This window comes from Ochrobactrum sp. WV_118_8 (genome assembly GCF_039631535.1).
Classification (GTDB): Bacteria; Pseudomonadota; Alphaproteobacteria; order Rhizobiales; family Rhizobiaceae; genus Brucella; species Brucella anthropi.
Window position 1 is genome coordinate 1,916,061 of sequence record NZ_JBDIUZ010000002.1, and the last position, 15,201, is coordinate 1,931,261.

A 15,201-nucleotide genomic window follows, 5' to 3' on the forward strand; every position below is an offset into this window, starting at 1 on the left:
GATGAACAGTTTGAAACATCTGCTGCCTGCTGACATGGCAGCACCCTTTGCCGCCTACAGCCATGGCGTGAAGGTTAAAGCCGGTGCTGAAATGATTTTCTGTTCCGGTCAGTTAGGCATCGCGCGGGATGGAAATGTGCCGGAAGACGCAGGCGCTCAGGCTGAACTCTGCTTCGAGAATATTCGCCGTATTTTGCGCGATGGCGGTATGGACCTTTCCGATGTCGTGCGTATCAACGCCTATGTGACAGACCGGGCCTATATGCGTCCTTATATGGATGTTCGTGACAGGCTGTTCCCGCAACCAGCGCCAGCCTCCACGCTGATGATCGTTTCCGGTTTCACACGTGAGGAATTCAAGGTCGAAATCGAGGCGGTCGCGGCCAGATAATCGTTTGTTTTGAGCCGTCAAAGCGCCGCAGCAATGCGTATCGCCTTTGCCTGAAAGGAGTGGTAGGGTTGTCCGACATCCTCCATTCCCTTCAGGCCCATTCATGTCCAAAATTCAGCCTTCGGCTTCATCGCCGGAAACTTCGCTACGTTCGTCTGCACGATTGGCGGAACTAGCGCTTGCCATCGGCGGCTTCGGTATAGGTACCGGTGAGTTCGCCATTATGGCGCTGCTGCCCGATATCGCGCGTGATCTTGAGGTGACCATACCGCAAGGCGGCCATCTCATCAGTTCTTACGCGCTCGGTGTTCTGATTGGCGCACCGGTGCTTGCAGTGATCGGCGCAAAGCTTGACCGCCGCAAGCTCCTCTTCCTGCTGATGGGGCTATTCGCTTTCGGTAATCTCGCAAGCGCATTCATGCAGGACTATGCCGGTCTTTACATGATGCGGTTCGTCGCTGGTTTTCCTCACGGAGCCTATTTCGGCGTTGCTTCACTTGTCGCCGCATCTTTGGCGGAACCGGGCAAGCGTGCTCAGGCTGTAGGACGGGTCATGATGGGACTGACCATTGCGACATTGTGCGGGACGCCGCTTGCGACCTCTCTCGGCCAGATTGCCGGGTGGCGCGCAATGTTTGCATCCGTTGGCCTGATCGCAATGCTAACTATGGTGCTGGTCGCGATCTATGTACCCAAACAGCCTGCAGAGGAGGGGGCGTCACCCCTGCGCGAACTGGGAGCATTTCGCCGCAAGCAAGTCTGGCTGACGCTTGGGATTGGTGCAATTGGCACGGGCGGCCTGTTTTCCGTTTTTACCTATGTCGCGGCAACAGTTACCGAGGTTTCGCATGTCGATGTGAAATGGATGCCTTTCGTCTTCGCGATGTTCGGCCTCGGCATGGTGCTTGGCAATATAGTTGGGTCGCGACTGACAGATCGTTCGGTTATGGGAACGGTTGGTCTGGTGCTGCTCTATGATATGGCCGTCATGTTGGCATTCCCCGTCCTCATGCAGCATCCTGTGACTGCATTCTTGAACGTGCTTCTGGTCGGCGGCGGGTTTGCACTCGTCCCCGCATTGCAAACGCGTCTGATGGATGTAGCGGCGGATGCGCAAACGCTGGCGGCTGCCCTCAACCATTCCGCGCTCAATCTCGCCAATGCGCTCGGTGCTTGGCTCGGCGGTCTTGCGGTTGCATGGGGCTATGGCTGGACGTCGACGGGAACAGTCGGCGCATTGCTTGCCTTATCTGGTCTGGCGGTCTTTGCAATCTCGATTGCATTCGACAGACGCGGTGCGGCAACACCTGCCTCGCAGGAGGCATAAATACAGCCCATAAACGAAAACACCCGTCGCGGGAGGAGGCGACAGGTGTTTTATGGGGAAGACCGGACTTGGGAGGAGGACATCCGGTCTTGAATCACCGAGGAAATGGGAGGAGGAGAAAGCACCCCGGTGATATTCTGGAAACTGTAGGACCGCGCGGTTATGGGGACTCGCGATCCTTGAAGAAGGCTGATGCCTTCCGGATGGGCTATTAGCGAGCAGCGGCCTTGCGTGCAACGAACGGGATTTCCGAAGGCAGGATGCCAAGGTCGTTCAGTTCACGTGGGCTCAGGCGGCTCAGTTCGTTTACGGTGTTACGGTAACGGCGCCAGTTGTTGTACGAGCGGATCAGGTTCATTTCTCTCACCTAGTAAAATCTTATCTCTTTGTTGCAAACAGCATATAGGCTTGAAGCATTTCGAATTGGAGAGACAGATTTGCATAGCTGCAATGCGTTAAAGCTTGTCAGTTGCACGCCTTTTGCGCAGCTTGGTCATCATGCGATCACAATCTGATGCCCTGTTAGGCAAATCGGCCGGATTCAGGCTGCTCCGGCAGCTAACTGGTTAAAACTTCTTTAAAAATTCGCTGGCCGAAAAACTGCTCCACAAAATGTGATGGAGAGCGGCACGTCCAACGGATTTAGTTGCCGGTAAATGCGCGGTCTCGTCTGTGCCGCAATATGCATGTATAATAGAGTATAAATCCGGACCTCCTGTCCGCTTAAAATTTTGTCGCAAAAGTCCGGGAAATCGTCGGTTAGAGACAACAATTCTACATGACTTGCGCGCCGGATTGGAGTAAGGGAGTTCCGTCGGGTGTCGGGACGCCATATCATGTGACGTTCTTGCACTGTCTGTCTGCGGGAGAGCGCCAACTGGCCGCCGAAGGGGAAATCGCCCGAAATCTCTCAGGTACAAGGAACCGCAGACGGGTAAGACAACTCTGGAAAGTCAGGGGAAACCCTGCGCCGAAGGTGTAAGTATGGCTTTCTATATAGCCATGCGAGTCTCTCAGGCCTGAGACAGAGGGGCACGAAGCAACCGCATTTTGCGGAGGCACACGTGCGACTCTGGAGTTGTTATGGGCGATACCGCACATTTGAATACCCTGCCTTTGCAGGATTTGCATGAACAGGCTGGCGCGCGCTTCGGCGGCTTTGCTGGCTGGAACATGCCGATCACCTATCCGCTGGGCGTCATGAAGGAACATCTTCATACGCGTGAACATGCGGGCCTTTTCGACATTTCTCATATGAAGCTGATCGAGGTTTCGGGTGCGGATGCCGCTGCGCTTCTTGCCGAAACCTGTCCGCTTGACCCGACTGTGCTGAAGGAAGGCCAGTCGAAGTACACTTTCTTCCTCAATGATAATGGCGGCGTTCTGGACGATCTGATCGTCACGCGTCTTGGCGAAGACCGTTTCATGGTTGTCGCCAATGCGGGCAATGCCGATGCCGATATCGAGCATTTGACGGAAGCTGCATCGGGCAAGGACGTTAAGGTCAATCCGCTTGACCGTGTGTTTCTTGCTCTTCAGGGACCGGAAGCGGAAGCCGTCATCAATGATGCCGGGCTGGCTGGTGCCGAGCTTGCTTTCATGAGCGGGTTTGAACCCAAGGCTGGCTGGTTCATGACCCGTTCGGGCTATACCGGCGAGGATGGTTTCGAGATCGGCGTTCCAGCCGATGAAGCCCGTGCGCTTGCAATGAAACTGCTTGCCGACGAGCGCGTCGAATGGATCGGCCTGGCTGCTCGCGACAGTCTGCGCCTTGAAGCCGGTCTCTGCCTGCACGGTCAGGACATCACGCCGGAAACGGATCCTGTTTCGGCGGGCCTCACATGGGCAATCACCAAAGCCGTGCGCGAAAAGGCTGCATTCAACGGCGCAAAAGCCGTGCTGGACGCGATCGCCAAGGGCGCATCTGCCAAGCGCGTCGGCCTGAAGCCGGAAGGCCGTCAGCCGGTTCGCGGCGGAGCCGATCTTTTTGATGAGTCCGGTCGCCAGATCGGAACAGTTACTTCCGGTGGGTTCGGTCCATCGGCAGGCTTCCCAGTCGCCATGGGTTATGTCGAGGCAAGCCTCGCTACCCCCGGCACACGTGTTTTCGCTGACGTTCGCGGCAACAAGGTTCCCGTTGACGTTTCGGCGCTTCCCTTCACTCCGCATCGCTATCGCAAAGGATGATTTCCATGGCCAATATCCTGTTCACCGAAGATCACGAGTGGATCAGCGTCGAAAACGGCGTTGCCACTGTCGGCATTACGATCCACGCACAGGAACAACTGGGTGACCTCGTTTTCGTCGAACTGCCGGACGTCGGCCGCACGGCCACCAAGGGTGAAGGCATCGTGGTTGTGGAATCGGTCAAGGCCGCTTCCGACGTTTACGCGCCAGTCGATGGTGAAGTGGTCGAAGTCAACGAAGCCGTTGCAAGCGATCCAGCCCTTATCAATCAGGCCGCAGAAGGCGAAGGCTGGCTGTTCAAGCTGAAGCTTTCCGACGAAGGCCAGCTCTCCGGTCTGCTCGACAAGGCCGGTTACGACAAACTGGTAGGATAAACAAATGACGCAACAGGTTCTTCCCTTTGTTGCCCGTCATATCGGGCCAAGACTGGAAGACGAGCGCGCAATGCTTGCAGCGCTCGGCCTTCCTTCCATGGAAACCCTTATCACCCAGGCGGTTCCAGCATCCATTCGTTTGAATCGCGCGCTCGATTTGCCAGCCGCTTTGAGCGAACATGCAGCGCTTGCGGAGCTCAATGAAATCATGGGCCGCAATGTGGTGAAGAAGAGCTTCATCGGCGCGGGCTATCATGGTGTGGAAACGCCACCCGTCATTCAGCGCAACCTGTTTGAGAATCCGGCCTGGTACACGGCCTATACGCCCTATCAGTCGGAAATCAGCCAGGGCCGTCTTGAGCTTCTTTTCCACTTTCAGACGCTTGTTGCTGAGCTTTCCGGCCTGCCGGTTGCCTGCGCATCGCTTCTGGATGAAGCGACTGCGGTTGCTGAAGCCATCGGCGTTGCTTGCCGTCACCACCGCGACAAGCGCAGCCGTATTCTGCTTGCAGGTGAACTGCACCCACAGACCGTCGATGTGATCAACACCCGCGCCGAACCGCTCGGCTGGGAGATCGAAACTGGCAGCACTGTCGATGACAATACCGCTGCCATCGTCGTGCCGTGGCCGGATACGCGTGGTGTCTATGGCGATTTCAGCAAGGTCATCGCCGATGCGAAAGCCAAGGGCGCCCTCGTCATCGCCGTTGCCGATCCGCTGGCATTGACCATTATGGAAGCGCCTGCCAGCTGGGGTGCCGACATGGCTGTAGGCTCCATGCAGCGTTATGGCGTTCCGATGGGCTTCGGCGGTCCGCACGCCGCGTATCTGGCGGTGTCCGAGCCTCTGACCCGCATCATTCCGGGCCGCATCGTCGGTCAGTCGGTTGATGCGCATGGTCGTGCGGCCTATCGTCTGGCGCTCCAGACTCGTGAACAGCATATCCGTCGCGACAAGGCCACGTCGAACATCTGCACTGCACAGGCACTGCTTGCCAATATGGCTGCATCTTTCGCGATCTGGCATGGCCCGGCAGGACTGCAGGCTATTGCTACACGCGTGGCCGGCCTTGCTGCACGCTTTGCGGCTGGCCTCAAAGCTGCTGGTGTCGAGATCGCAGGTGATAGCCTATTCGATACGGTAACGATTAAAGTTGCCGGTAAGGCTGCGAAGATTGCCGACGAAGCCGACAAGGGCGGTCGTCTGCTCCGCATCATTGATGCGGATACAGTTGGTGTCACCTTTGACGAAACCTCGACCGAGGAAGATCTTGCAGCACTCGCCGTTCTGTTCGGTGCCAAGTCGGTCGATGGCGACAAAGCTCTTGTTCCCGGCAAGGGGCGCGGTGAAGGTTTCCTCACGCAGGACGTGTTCCATTCGCACCGTTCCGAAACCGAGATGATGCGCTTCCTGCGTCGTCTGGCCGACAAGGATCTGGCGCTTGACCGTGCAATGATCCCGCTCGGTTCCTGCACCATGAAGCTCAATGCAGCGGCAGAAATGATGCCCGTGAGCTGGAATACGGTTGCAAACCTGCATCCATTCGCGCCTGCGGCCCAGACTGAAGGCTATGCGAAGATGACGGCTGACGTCGAAGCATGGCTTTGCGAAATCACCGGCTTTGCGGGTGTTTCGTTGCAGCCTAATGCAGGCAGTCAGGGCGAATATGCTGGTCTCCTGGCCATTCGCCACTATCACCAGTCACGCGGCGAAGGTCATCGCAACATCTGCCTTATCCCATCGTCTGCACATGGCACTAATCCGGCCAGTGCTTCGATGGCAGGCATGAGCGTTGTTGTGGTCAATTGCCGTCCGGATGGCGATATCGATATCGACGATCTCAAGGCCAAGGCCGAGAAGCATCGCGATAATCTCGCGGCGTTCATGATTACCTATCCGTCGACCTATGGCGTGTTCGAGGAAGGCATCAAGGCTTTCTGCGAAATCGTCCACGATAATGGCGGTCAGGTCTATTTCGATGGCGCAAACCTCAATGCACTCGTCGGCCTTGCGCGCCCTTGCGATATCGGCGCCGATGTCTGCCACATGAACCTGCACAAGACCTTCTGCATCCCGCACGGCGGTGGTGGTCCGGGCGTCGGTCCGATTGGTGTTGCGAAGCATCTGGTGCCTTACCTGCCGGGCCATGTGGATATCGGTTCCAAGCATGCGGTTTCGGCTGCACCGTTTGGTAGCGCATCCATTCTGGTCATCACGTGGATGTATATCCGCATGATGGGCGGCGCAGGTCTCAAGAAGGCAACCGAAGCTGCGATCCTCAATGCCAACTACATCGCGCATCGCTTGAAGGACGCCTATCCGATCCTTTACACCGGCGCGCATGATCGTGTGGCGCATGAGTGCATCGTCGATACGCGTGTTCTGAAGGACAGCGCAGGTGTGTCCGTGGAAGACGTGGCCAAGCGCCTCATCGACTATGGTTTCCATGCACCGACCATGTCCTGGCCGGTCGCCGGAACGCTGATGATCGAACCGACCGAGTCTGAGCCGAAGTCGGAAATCGACCGTCTCTGCGATGCGATGATCGCCATTGCGGGCGAAGCGAAGAAGGTTGCCGACGGCGTTTGGCCAGCAGATGACAATCCGCTTGCCAATGCACCGCACACGGCAGGCGATACACTGGCAACGGAATGGACGCATCCTTACACGCGTGAGGAAGCCGTATTCCCGGCAAGCGCGATCAATGGCGACTTCGATGCGACGGCAAAATACTGGCCGCCGGTCAGCCGTGTCGACAATGTCGGCGGCGACAGAAATCTCATCTGCTCGTGTCCGCCAGTAGCAGCCTACGGCTGAGATAAAATGTAGGTCTATTGATGGAAAGCGCCGCGGAAACGCGGCGCTTTTTTCTATGTTGCACCCAAGTGTATTTGGCTGATTAACTGAGAATAAGTTAATTTGCAGAGGGGCGAATATAGTGAAGCTGATTTTTATGAATTAGTGTTTTTAAAACAGCAAGTTGCACAAGTTGCACATTTTTAGTGAAACGAGCCGCTATCCAGATTTTGGGCAAAAAAAGAGCCGGACTGAGAAGTCCGGCTAAGTTATGAAGGTGCCACATTGGGCAAACCTCCAGAGGGGAACACTTACCGCGCGCAATGGGAGGAGGCACAGCGGTAAGTGACTGTGATATGTATCACCTTGCTCCAATCTTCAACCCCTGAAACACGAAATTTTTGACCATTTCGGAAAATTCTGAAACTTTTCGAATTTCGGCCGTGCTCTTTGGCTTATTGGTCAGTATTTGTATCCCATGGCGGCTTCGCCGTACTCCAAATCGAAACAATCTCCCGTTGCAAATGCCAAGTCGGTTGCGACTAGCAAATCGGCCCGCAAAGTTTTGGGATGTATTCGCACTGGTTGATGACTAGGATGTCGTCGGGAACATTTTGGCATCGCTGCGAATGGGAGATTTCATGGATTTGCGGCTGCTTCTGCTTATGGTTGTCGCCGGGATAGGCTTCGGGGTTCTGTTAATTCATTTTCTGGGTGGAGGGCTTAAGCGTAGCATTCTTCCCGACGACGAAAGTGTCAAAGCGCGCTTTCATCTTGACTATCCTGAAATCAAAATCGGCGAGATTTGTTATACCGATGATCGTCGTACAGCATTTTTCCCGTTGCGTGGCGCATCCACAGGGCTCGTCCATAGCGTCGGGGACCGCTTTTTGACGCGATGCGTGACCGCCGCAGACGTCCTTGCTCTAGAGGATAAAGGCAATACCGAACTGATATTGCATATGAAGGATTTTACCTGGCCCAAAGCGCGGTTTCTTTTCAGTAATGCTGAGGACCGGGAAAGAGTGATGGCCTGGCTTTCAGGTCCGTCTGGGGAGGGGAACCGACATGGATAGCAATCCGGTATTTTTCGATGTGACGCGTGTTGCGATCCCGCTTTATGTGCTGGGAATCCTGATTGAACTCGTGGCAATCCGATATTGGCAACGCAAGGGCGAATTTGAGACAAGAGACGCTTTTACAAGCCTGTTGATGGGGGCGGGCAATGTTGCGGCGGGTTTGCTGCTCGGCTTCGTTTCCGTGACAGCGCTGCTTTGGGTTTGGCAGTTCCGCTTTCTTGATCTCGGCCTGCACTGGTGGGTATTTGTAGTCGCCTTCATCTTCGATGATTTGCGCTACTACTGCTATCATCGGATTGCGCATCGTGTGCGCTGGGTCTGGGCGGAACACGTCAACCACCACTCCAGTCAGCACTATAATCTCACGACGGCGCTGCGTCAGTCGTGGACAGGACAGATGACGGGCATGTTCGTGTTGCAAGTGCCGATGGTACTCATCGGATTTCACCCTGCGGTGATCGCCTTCGTCTATGGGTTCAATCTGATCTATCAATTCTGGATTCACACGGAAGCCATAGACAAACTACCGAGGCCTATCGAGTTCATCTTCAACACCCCGTCGCATCACCGCGTGCACCACGCGACCAATCCGCGTTATCTTGATGCAAATTACGCTGGCACGCTGATTATCTGGGATCGCATGTTCGGCACTTTCGTGGAGGAATTACCGGAAGATATGCCGCGCTATGGCATCGTGAAAAATGTCGGCACATTTAATCCGGTGCGTGTGGCGTTTCACGAATGGGTTGGTATGTTTAAAGACGTATTCTCGTCAGGTCTCACCTTGCGGCAGCGCCTGATGTATATGATCGCGCCTCCCGGCTGGAGCCATGATGGCAGCCGCAAGACATCCGAAGATTTGAAAGCTGACTATGTCAGGCTTAATCCGTCGCAAGCCGGGAAAGCAGGTTTGCCCGAGGGATTTGAAACCTAGATCGGTTTGATTTCAGCTCGCAATCAACTGCTGTCTAAAAGTGCTTGGGCCATGGCTTCAGTGCATTTTCAATGACTTATGCAATCATCTCTGAACTTGGCAGACGATCATTCCTCGCTAACAAACGGACTCATAAGCTCCTGAAATAATTAGAATAATTCTAAAACATTCCTACGTTGGTCAACTTCATTTAGCTTGCAGCGCTGGCCGTGCGGATATAAAAAGATGACCAAATGGCGAAGGCTTCATGCCGGGTTTGAAGAGAAGCGACCGAGGGACAGGCCGATTTCTCTGTCTTTTGGATAGTTGGAATGCTCGTACCTTTTCTAATCATGTTCCGCGAAGGCGTGGAAGCAGCGCTGATCGTTGGCATTATTGCCAGTTATCTCCATCAGACTGGCCGCAGTGCCTGGATGCCAGTGGTCTGGATCGGCATATTGCTGGCATTGGCCATGTCGTTGGCCGTCGGCGCTATCCTGCAGCTTTTGAGTGCAGAATTCCCACAGAAGGCGCAGGAACTGTTTGAAGCCATTATTGGTCTGATTGCCGTTTTTGTGTTGACCTCGATGGTGTTCTGGATGCGCAAGGCGGCCCGTTCTATCAAGTCGGAACTGCATCATTCCATCGATGCAGCTTTTCAGACACCGACACATAAAGGTTTCGGCCTCATTCTGATGGTGTTCTTTGCTGTCGCACGCGAGGGGCTTGAATCGGTCTTCTTTCTGCTGGCGGCTTTCCAGCAGAGCGAAGGGGCGGCAGCACCGCTTGGCGCGCTTCTTGGCGTGTTGCTAGCTGCGGCAGTTGGCTACGGCATCTTTAAAGGCGGCTTGAAGCTGAACCTTCGCCGTTTCTTCCGCTGGACCGGCGGTTTCATTTTGATCATTGCGGCAGGCATTCTCGCCAATTCGGTCATGGCGTTGCACGAAGCTGGCATCTGGAACCATTTCCAGACGGTCGTTTTCGATATGAGCGATATTCTCCCGCTCGACAGCACGCTTGGTTCAGTTCTTGCTGGCATTTTCGGTTACATCGCGACACCGACCGTCAGTGAAGTTGTTGCCTATGTAGCCTTCCTCGTTCCAGCGCTCATTCTGTTTCTGATGCCTGCAAATGCACCAGCAACGGCAAGCCAGGCCAAAACAAGCGCACAGTAAAAGAGATTTCAATGACGAATTCGAAACCTGCTGAACCCATGTCGCGCAATCTGGTCCGCATCGGACTGGCTTTCGCCGTGCTGTTGCTGCTCGCCGCTGGCGCTGCGTTTTATTATGCATCCCGTGTATCGGACAAAGCCCGCCATGCAGAAGCCGGTGACACAATACAGGTCGCGATCAACGCAAAAAGCTGCGAGCCGAACGAACTGACCGTTCCGGCCGGGCGCTCGGTATTCGAAATTGTCAATAAGTCCGACCGTACGGTCGAGTGGGAAATTCTCGACGGAGTAATGGTTCTTGAGGAGCGCGAAAATATTGCTCCTGGCTTCAAGCAGACCATCACCGCCAAGCTGACGCCAGGCGAATACCAGATTACCTGCGGGCTTCTTTCCAATCCGCGTGGCAAGCTGATCGTGACTGCGACCGCTGCCAGTGAAGCGGAAAAGGGCAAGCTTCCGCTTACAGCTTTCATTGGTGCACTGGCTGAATATCAGATTTATCTGACCACAGAGGTTGCCGAATTCCAGAAATCGGTTTCGGCACTTTCCACGGCAATAGCCAGCGGTAATCTTGAGGCTGCGCAAACCGCCTACGGTCCGGCGCGAGAAGCCTATGCGCGCATTGCTCCCGTGTCGGAAGCGTTCTCCGATCTCGATACAGCTATCAATGCTCGTGCGGATTATTTTGAAAAGCGCGAGCAGGACCCTGCGTTCGGTGGTTTGCACCGTATCGAATACGGTTTGTTCGAACAGAAATCCGTCAATGGTCTGGCTCCTGTTGCTGGCAAGCTTGAGCAGGATGCCACTGCATTGAAAGAGCGCATTCGCGGGCTTCGGATTTCGCCGGATCGCATGATGGCGGGCACTGCTTCTGCATTGAACCGTTTTGCATCGACGGCGTCGGATGCTGGTGAAGACCGGTACGCTCACACCGATCTGCAGGCTTTGTCTGGCCTTCTTGAAGGCTCTGGCAAGACTGCCGATGTTCTGCGCCCCATTGTTATAAAGGCTGATCCGAAAGCCTTTGAAGGCATCGACAAGGACGCAGCTTCGATCAGGAAGCTGCTTGGTACGGGTGCTGAAGGCAATGGCTACAAGGCGTATGATGCTCTGTCGTCTGATGAAAAGACGAAAATTAAGGAAGGTGCGGCTCAACTCGCTGCACAGTTTACGAAACTCCGCGATCAGCTTGGGGTAGATTGATGACCAGAAAATTTTTCAAAACCGATAAGATTACCACAGAAGAGCCTGTTTCCGCCGGTCGCCGTGCACTGCTCCTCGGGGCTGGTGCAACCGGGGTTGCCGGAGCAGTTGCAGGCGTGCTTGCCCCGCAGACAGCCCATGCTCTTTCTTCGGAAAGCGTGACCAATGCGCCGGAAAGCGACAAGATTCACGAAAGTCAGCCTTTTTATGGGAAGCACCAGCCCGGTATCGTCACGCCGCGCCCTGCTGCGGGTCTCGTCGCTTCCTTTGATGTGTTGGCGCGTGACCGCGCCGAACTGGAACGCATGTTCAAACTGCTCACCGAGCGGGCAGAATTTTTGATGAAGGGTGGAGAACCACCGGAGCTTGATGCGAAGTTTCCGCCATCGGATTCCGGTATTCTTGGACCTGTCGTCACGCCGGATAACCTCACGGTTACGGTGGCGCTCGGCTCATCATTGTTCGATGATCGTTTCGGTTTGAAGCCGTTGAAGCCGAAACTTCTGCAGCGCATGACCGGTTTCCCCAACGACGCCCTGCAGAAGGACATCTGCCACGGGGACCTCGTCATTCAGTTCTGTTCGAATACGCCGGACACGAACATCCATGCGCTGCGCGACATCATGAAGAACATGCCTGATCTTCTGATGGTTCGCTGGAAGCAGGAAGGGACGGTTCCGGTGCAACCGCCGCATTCGCCCCGGGCGAAGGAAAGCGCACGAAACTTCCTCGGTTTCCGCGATGGATCCGCCAATCCGGATTCCGCCGATGATGCATTGATGAACCGCATCGTTTGGGTGCAGAAGCAAAATGAAGAGCCGGGCTGGGCCGCTAATGGCAGCTATATGGCTGTGCGCATCATTCGCAATTTTGTCGAACGCTGGGACCGCACGCCGCTGCAGGAGCAGGAAACCATTTTCGGACGCCGCAAGAATAGTGGCGCGCCATTCGACGGTAAAACCGAAGCCGATGTTCCCGATTATGCGAAGGATGCGGATGGCAAGGTGACGCCACTCGACTCGCATATCCGTTTGGCAAATCCGCGGGATGCCAATGCCGAGCAGCACCTCATTCTGCGTCGACCATTCAACTATTCAAACGGGGTCAGCAAATCCGGCCAGCTTGATATGGGGTTGCTCTTCATCGCCTATCAGGCCGATCTGGAGAAGGGCTTCATCACGGTCCAGAACCGTCTCAACGGCGAGCCGCTGGAAGAATACCTGAAACCGATTGGGGGCGGGTATTTCTTCGCGCTGCCTGGTGTTCAGGATCATAAGGACTACTACGCGCGCGCACTTTTGGAGGCAAGCGGTCCGCAAAATGCTGGCGGGTGAGGATCGCATCTCAAGTTTTTGATTTGACGCGCATTTCCCGCAATGCGCTTTATCTGGAGAGGCTAAACATGAAGTATCGTCTGCCATTGTTCGCATCGGCATGTGCCGTTGCCCTCACGCTCAGCTTCGGCGCAGCCAAGGCCGAAGTTTCGCCGCTGGACCTTGTTCAGCCGATTGCTGACTACAAAGTCTATGTGCAGGAAAACCTCGACGTTCTGGTAAAGGACACCAAGGCTTTCACCGACGCGGTCAAGGCAGGCGATCTGGAAAAGGCCAAGGAGCTTTATCCTTCATCGCGCGTCTCCTACGAAAAGATCGAGCCGATTGCCGAGCTTTTCGCCGATCTTGACGCTTCGATCGACAGCCGCGCCGATGACCATGAAAACGGCGAGAAGTCGGAAGACTTTATCGGGTTCCATCGCATCGAGTATGGCCTGTTTGCGCAGAATTCAACCGAAGGACTCGCTCCGGTTGCCGACAAGCTCTACGCAGATGTGCTGGAACTCCAGAAGCGTGTAAAAGACCTCACCGTTCCGCCAGAAAAGGTTGTTGGCGGAGCTGCTGCCCTGCTTGAAGAAGTGGCTGCAACCAAGATTTCCGGTGAGGAAGATCGTTACAGCCACACCGATCTTTGGGATTTCAAGGCCAATGTCGATGGCGCCCAGAAAATCGTCGAGCTCTTCAAGCCTTTGCTGGAAAAGGAAAATCCGGATCTCGTGAAGAAGGTGGAAGCCAACTTCAAGACTGTCGACGACATTCTTGCAAAGTACAAGAAGGGTGACGGCTACGAATCCTACGACAAGCTGTCGGATGATGATCGCAAGGCGCTTGCTGGTCCTGTGACCACGCTTGCCGAAGATCTTTCTACCCTGCGCGGGACGCTCGGCCTGAATTAAAAAGCGAACACTGAAATGGCGGGTTACCCCGCCATTTTCATGCGCTCATGCGCAGTTTGATTTCGGCATTGAGTAGAATGCGCTGTGTTTCTGGAAGTTCCAGTCGGTCATCCGTTGTTTCGCCCAGTGTTCGAAACAAGAGCTCAATCGCCAGCCGTCCGATTTCATTGTAATCCTGCGCCACTGTAGTGAGTGGAGGACACGTATATTCCGATAACGGATTATTGTCGTGACCGGCGACACGAACGTCGCAATCCTTGAGTCTGCCAATTTTCAGACCGGCCTGCCAGAGTGCACTCGTTACGCCAAAGGCGATGCGATCATTGGAGCACAGAACAGTGCTTGTCGGCAGGCGTCCCTTTTCGCGTAGAATTCTCGCGGTCTGCTCGAAGGCATAACGTTCGAAATCCCAGCTTCGGCTTTGTTCGAGGTCAATGATGCGTGGCTCATAACCAAGCTTTTCCATGGCTTGTCGATACGCATCTTGCCGCTTGATTGCATTGTTGTTGACCATCGGCATGGAAAAATAACAAGGCTCGCTGCCCGAGCGGCACAGATAATCGACAATCAGATGGAAGGATTTGAGATTGTCGGTGCCGACAAAGGGTGAGGTGCTGTCGAGCGGAGAGTCGACATAGACAATTGGAACGTGTTCCGCGAGACGTGCCAGCGTCGAATGTTGCGACTCTTCGCCAAGCGGTGCGATGATGGCACCAGCGACATTGAGCGAACGCAGGGTTTCAATTGCCTGCTTTTCCAGCTCAGGCTTGCCATCGGATGACAGGACAATCGCAAGATAGCCGCGTTGCTCTGCGAGCGATTGCAATCGTTTCGTCATCGCCATGTAGAAATGATCGAGCTGGTTGGGGATAATTATACCCAGAATTGTCGTGCGACGTCGATTGAGGTTCACCGCGAAAAGATTGGGACGAAAGCCGGATTGCTTGATTGCCGCTTCAATCAGTTCGCGGGTCTTGGGACGGACGGACGACGGATCGCTGAAATATTTCGACACTGTCGGGCGGGAAAGCCCAACAAACTCCGAAAAATCCTCCATGGTGCGTATTGTTTTGCGCACGTCTTTACGTCCTGTTCGTCAGTTGTCGCGGCCTAGGTACACACGACGATGCTGTTTTCTGCGAAGCCGCCGCATAAACTGGAATGTGCTGATTTCTCGGGACAAAATCTGGTCCCGGTTGCCGCTTCTGTAACGATTTCAGGATGTTCCTCCAGCTCCGCTCGCCGTTGTATTCCTCCAGGCGAAGTCCCGTCAAACTGTCAAAGGCGGGGCAAAACGTCAAGCAGTCAAATGTGTTCGCAGAGAATGATGCGGTGAATATCCATATATGCTAAAACAACGGTTCGTGAATTTGGCAGGTGGAAATGTCCGCGATTTCGGCCCTTGGAACTGTTCACAAAAGCGGTCGTTTCTTCTCGCAACGCAAAATTGAAAACCGTGCTTGACAAGCTACGGAAGCTCACGCCATAAATTTTACATATGTAAGAATTTTGCTATGCATTCGTAA

13 protein-coding genes and 1 riboswitch are annotated in these 15,201 nt (G+C 54.8%); of the genes, 11 read left to right on the forward strand and 2 right to left on the reverse strand.

What is annotated here, in order from left to right:
• Position 1 precedes the first annotated feature (1 nt).
• Positions 2 to 391, forward strand: a complete 390-nt coding sequence (locus ABDF71_RS23295; RefSeq protein ID WP_010659052.1) for a RidA family protein — start codon at positions 2 to 4, stop codon at positions 389 to 391.
• Positions 392 to 494: 103 nt separating this feature from the next.
• Entirely contained in the window at positions 495 to 1,718 is a 1,224-nt protein-coding gene (locus ABDF71_RS23300; RefSeq protein WP_012093218.1) for an MFS transporter, read from the forward strand.
• Between the two features lie 211 nt (positions 1,719 to 1,929).
• On the opposite strand, the gene ABDF71_RS23305 is transcribed toward ABDF71_RS23300, so the two are convergent.
• Positions 1,930 to 2,076 carry a DUF1127 domain-containing protein gene (locus ABDF71_RS23305; RefSeq protein WP_002965914.1) on the reverse strand — a complete coding sequence of 49 codons (147 nt, stop codon included), beginning with the start codon at positions 2,074 to 2,076 and terminating at the stop codon, positions 1,930 to 1,932.
• Positions 2,077 to 2,571: 495 nt separating this feature from the next.
• A riboswitch (glycine riboswitch) is annotated at positions 2,572 to 2,655 on the forward strand.
• 146 nt (positions 2,656 to 2,801) lie between these two features.
• On the opposite strand from ABDF71_RS23305, the gene gcvT reads away from it, so the two are divergent.
• The 9 genes from gcvT to efeO (ABDF71_RS23350) all read left to right on the forward strand — a co-directional run bounded on the left by gcvT (position 2,802) and on the right by efeO (ABDF71_RS23350) (position 13,675).
• Entirely contained in the window at positions 2,802 to 3,905 is a 1,104-nt protein-coding gene (gcvT, locus tag ABDF71_RS23310; RefSeq protein ID WP_010659050.1) for a glycine cleavage system aminomethyltransferase GcvT, read from the forward strand.
• Between the two features lie 5 nt (positions 3,906 to 3,910).
• Positions 3,911 to 4,279, forward strand: a complete 369-nt coding sequence (gene gcvH, locus ABDF71_RS23315; RefSeq protein ID WP_010659049.1) for a glycine cleavage system protein GcvH — start codon at positions 3,911 to 3,913, stop codon at positions 4,277 to 4,279.
• A 4-nt stretch (positions 4,280 to 4,283) separates the two neighbouring features.
• A complete protein-coding gene (gene gcvP, locus ABDF71_RS23320; RefSeq protein ID WP_010659048.1) occupies positions 4,284 to 7,097 on the forward strand; it encodes an aminomethyl-transferring glycine dehydrogenase in 2,814 nt (937 codons plus the stop codon).
• 620 nt (positions 7,098 to 7,717) lie between these two features.
• The gene (locus ABDF71_RS23325) at positions 7,718 to 8,152 is read left to right on the forward strand and encodes a hypothetical protein (protein ID WP_036563560.1); all 435 of its coding nucleotides are present in this window, start codon (positions 7,718 to 7,720) and stop codon (positions 8,150 to 8,152) included.
• The gene (locus tag ABDF71_RS23330) at positions 8,145 to 9,089 is read left to right on the forward strand and encodes a sterol desaturase family protein (protein WP_010659046.1); all 945 of its coding nucleotides are present in this window, start codon (positions 8,145 to 8,147) and stop codon (positions 9,087 to 9,089) included. Before ABDF71_RS23325 ends, ABDF71_RS23330 begins: the two co-directional genes overlap by 8 nt.
• A 311-nt stretch (positions 9,090 to 9,400) precedes the next feature.
• Positions 9,401 to 10,243, forward strand: a complete 843-nt coding sequence (gene efeU, locus ABDF71_RS23335) for an iron uptake transporter permease EfeU (protein WP_258124156.1) — start codon at positions 9,401 to 9,403, stop codon at positions 10,241 to 10,243.
• 11 nt (positions 10,244 to 10,254) lie between these two features.
• Entirely contained in the window at positions 10,255 to 11,445 is a 1,191-nt protein-coding gene (efeO, locus tag ABDF71_RS23340) for an iron uptake system protein EfeO (RefSeq protein WP_258124158.1), read from the forward strand.
• Entirely contained in the window at positions 11,445 to 12,779 is a 1,335-nt protein-coding gene (gene efeB, locus ABDF71_RS23345) for an iron uptake transporter deferrochelatase/peroxidase subunit (protein WP_010659043.1), read from the forward strand. The genes efeO (ABDF71_RS23340) and efeB overlap by 1 nt, the downstream gene beginning before the upstream one ends.
• Before the next feature lie 68 nt (positions 12,780 to 12,847).
• Positions 12,848 to 13,675 carry an iron uptake system protein EfeO gene (efeO, locus tag ABDF71_RS23350; RefSeq protein WP_151663124.1) on the forward strand — a complete coding sequence of 276 codons (828 nt, stop codon included), beginning with the start codon at positions 12,848 to 12,850 and terminating at the stop codon, positions 13,673 to 13,675.
• A 37-nt stretch (positions 13,676 to 13,712) separates the two neighbouring features.
• On the opposite strand, the gene ABDF71_RS23355 is transcribed toward efeO (ABDF71_RS23350), so the two are convergent.
• On the reverse strand, positions 13,713 to 14,732 hold the full coding sequence (locus ABDF71_RS23355; protein ID WP_010659041.1) for a LacI family DNA-binding transcriptional regulator: 1,020 nt from the start codon (positions 14,730 to 14,732) through the stop codon (positions 13,713 to 13,715).
• Positions 14,733 to 15,201 lie beyond the last annotated feature (469 nt).

Coding starts and splice junctions, on each gene's coding strand:
- ABDF71_RS23295 (WP_010659052.1), top strand. CDS start 2: ATGAACAGTTTGAAACATCTGCTGCCTGCTGACATGGCAGCACCCTTT.
- ABDF71_RS23300 (WP_012093218.1), top strand. CDS start 495: ATGTCCAAAATTCAGCCTTCGGCTTCATCGCCGGAAACTTCGCTACGT.
- ABDF71_RS23305 (WP_002965914.1), bottom strand. CDS start 2,076: ATGAACCTGATCCGCTCGTACAACAACTGGCGCCGTTACCGTAACACC.
- gcvT (WP_010659050.1), top strand. CDS start 2,802: ATGGGCGATACCGCACATTTGAATACCCTGCCTTTGCAGGATTTGCAT.
- gcvH (WP_010659049.1), top strand. CDS start 3,911: ATGGCCAATATCCTGTTCACCGAAGATCACGAGTGGATCAGCGTCGAA.
- gcvP (WP_010659048.1), top strand. CDS start 4,284: ATGACGCAACAGGTTCTTCCCTTTGTTGCCCGTCATATCGGGCCAAGA.
- ABDF71_RS23325 (WP_036563560.1), top strand. CDS start 7,718: ATGGATTTGCGGCTGCTTCTGCTTATGGTTGTCGCCGGGATAGGCTTC.
- ABDF71_RS23330 (WP_010659046.1), top strand. CDS start 8,145: ATGGATAGCAATCCGGTATTTTTCGATGTGACGCGTGTTGCGATCCCG.
- efeU (WP_258124156.1), top strand. CDS start 9,401: ATGCTCGTACCTTTTCTAATCATGTTCCGCGAAGGCGTGGAAGCAGCG.
- efeO (WP_258124158.1), top strand. CDS start 10,255: ATGACGAATTCGAAACCTGCTGAACCCATGTCGCGCAATCTGGTCCGC.
- efeB (WP_010659043.1), top strand. CDS start 11,445: ATGACCAGAAAATTTTTCAAAACCGATAAGATTACCACAGAAGAGCCT.
- efeO (WP_151663124.1), top strand. CDS start 12,848: ATGAAGTATCGTCTGCCATTGTTCGCATCGGCATGTGCCGTTGCCCTC.
- ABDF71_RS23355 (WP_010659041.1), bottom strand. CDS start 14,732: ATGGAGGATTTTTCGGAGTTTGTTGGGCTTTCCCGCCCGACAGTGTCG.